Below are 2,743 nucleotides of genomic sequence, written 5' to 3' on the forward strand. Positions count from 1 at the left end.
GCCGAATACAATCATCCTGGCCTGGAAACCTTATATATGGAAAATGGCAAGCCAACCTGGAGGTACGGAATGACCCCCATGCTGTATCCAACGCATTGCACTTCATTTTTAATCTCTGTAACAGGAGAGCGGTTAACACAAGTAAGCGGCATAGGTTATGGCGATAACAGCCCGATCTTAAAAAATAATCCCTGGAAAAATCCATTTTGGAATGAAACGGCCTTCTTTAATACCAATAAAGGGACTGCATTCAGAGCAGAAGTAAATTGGAGAGGCGCGCTAAGAGATACCGTGCGTGCAGAATGGCGCGGAGAAAAAATGAGTTTCATATCGGGCCCTCAGGAATCAAAAGATCATGTGGTTGTGCGTTACGGAAGCGAGATAGGCAGAGACGATGCGGGATTTAAGTTTATAAAGCCAAAAGTAGAAGATTATGACCAGCCACAATGGTGGAAGACTGATTTGCTTCCTGAACCAATGCGTCACGATAGCGGGCACTACGGATCTCATACTTTTATCACTCATGAATTTATCGATGCTTTAATTAATGCCCGTAAACCGCAGGTTGACATCTATGAAGCCATAGCCTATACAGCCCCGGGAATTGTAGCGCATAAATCTGCTATGAAGAGGGGAGAATCTATGAAAATCCCAAATTTTGATGAAAAATAATGACGGCTAACTGTGGGTCTTTGTAAGCCCTTTGGCCAGATCCTTGTATATTAATATCACAAATGAAAAAGAAAATAGCATAAGTCATGATGACAGAGGCCGAACTTTGGATGAAAAGAAAAAATATACCATGGCAACATTTTTAAAAAAGGGGAAAAGCGACATCGAACTGAAAGAAGCAGATGAACAGGTAAAACAGACAGTAAGCGGTATCATCAGAGATATTGAAACACAGGGAGACACAGCGGTCAGAAGGTTGTCTGAACAATTTGACAAATGGTCCCCTGCCTCCTTTCGTCTAAGCGGACCAGAGATCAGAGACATTGTCAGCTCTTTACCACCACAGGTAATTGAAGATATTGAGTTTGCTCAGAAACAGATCCGCTTTTTTGCAGAAAAGCAAAGGGCATCCATCACAGATATAGAAGTAGAAACCAGGCCCGGCGTTTTTCTGGGACATAAGAATATACCTATAAACAGCGCAGGGTGTTACATTCCCGGAGGAAGATACCCAATGGTCGCATCCGCACACATGAGCATACTAACCGCAAAAGTTGCCGGTGTAAAAAGGGTGATCGCCTGCACGCCCGCTATACATGGAAAAATACCTGCAGCTACAGTTGCTGCAATGTACCTGGCAGGTGCTGATGAAATATATATACTCGGAGGCGTCCAGGCAATGGCAGCGATGGCAATAGGGACGGAAACGATTGAGCCTGTAGATATCATCGTTGGTCCGGGTAACGCTTTTGTAGCCGAAGCAAAACGTCAGCTGTACGGAAGAGTAGGTATTGACTTGTTTGCAGGACCAACCGAGATACTCGTCATCGCAGATGAAACCGCAGATGCAGAAATGGTTGCCTGCGATCTTCTCGGACAGGCAGAACACGGACCGACGTCTCCCGGAGTTCTGATCACTACCTCAGAAAAACTGGCACAAGAGACACTAAAAGAAATAGAACGTCAGTTGAAGACCCTGCCTACAGCAGATATCGCAGGAATAGCCTGGAAAGAAAACGGCGCCATTATTTTGGTAGAGGATGAGGATGAAGCAATTGCAGAAGCAGATAGACTGGCCTACGAACACGTCGAAGTACTTACCAGGGATCCGAATGTATTTTTAGACAGAATGACCAATTATGGAGCACTCTTTTTAGGCCCTGAGACTAATGTTGCCTACGGAGACAAAGTCATTGGAACCAATCATACCCTTCCTACCATGAAAGCAGCCAGATATACAGGTGGTTTATGGGTAGGTAAATTTTTAAAAAATTGTACCTATCAGCGCTGTACACCAGAGGCAAGTGCAGAAATAGGACGATATGCCATGAGACTATGTGAAATTGAAGGATTCATGGGGCACAAAGAGCAGGCCGCATTGCGCGTACGGCGTTATGGAAAGCCTGAAATTCTAAAAAAAGAATGAAGCTGGAATTTTTTTGTCCCAGATGGGGCAGTGAGCACCTGGACTGGGATACCTTTTTACACAAAGTAAAGGAAGCAGGCTATGACGGGATCGAATATGGCATCGCTAACGATGTAACCCCAAATGAACTGGAGCCCGTTTGGGAAAAAGCAGCGCGGCACTCCCTTTCAATTATTCCACAGCACTATGGTACCTATGATGCCGACTACAATAAGCACTATGACACCTATGCAGCATGGCTTGAAAAAATGTATCCGTTTAAAAGTTTAAAGATCAATTCACAAACAGGGAAGGATTTTTTTACTTTCGACCAAAATAAAGCATTGATAACACTTGCTGAAAGTTACGCTGTTAAATCCGGTGTTGCAATCTGCCATGAAACGCACCGGAACAAATTTAGCTTCGCGGCGCACATTACAAAACAATACCTTTTAAATATCCCGGGCCTTAAACTAACATTAGATGCATCACATTGGGTAAATGTGGCAGAATCCTACCTTACAGATCAGCAGGAAGCCATGGACCTGGCCATTTCAAGAACAGCGCATATTCATGCCAGGGTTGGGTATCCGGAAGGTCCTCAGGTGCCCGATCCGCGCAGTCCGGAGTGGCAGGAAGCCGTTCAGATCCATTTAAGCTGGTGGG

Annotated in this window: 3 protein-coding genes; all 3 read left to right on the forward strand. The window is 44.8% G+C overall.

Annotated elements, in window-relative coordinates; genetic code table 11:
* Positions 1–672: hypothetical protein (locus VK541_RS18520; protein ID WP_324371876.1), on the forward strand; the 672-nt coding region annotated here is incomplete at its 5' end.
* Positions 673–802: 130 nt separating this feature from the next.
* Positions 803–2,098, forward strand: a complete 1,296-nt coding sequence (gene hisD / locus VK541_RS18525) for a histidinol dehydrogenase (RefSeq protein ID WP_324371877.1) — start codon at positions 803–805, stop codon at positions 2,096–2,098.
* Positions 2,095–2,743, forward strand: a 649-nt coding sequence (locus tag VK541_RS18530; RefSeq protein WP_324371879.1) for a sugar phosphate isomerase/epimerase, incomplete at its 3' end; no start/stop codon positions are given. The genes hisD and VK541_RS18530, both read left to right, overlap by 4 nt.

It is taken from the genome of Pedobacter sp., assembly GCF_035317785.1.
GTDB lineage: Bacteria > Bacteroidota > Bacteroidia > Sphingobacteriales > Sphingobacteriaceae > Pedobacter.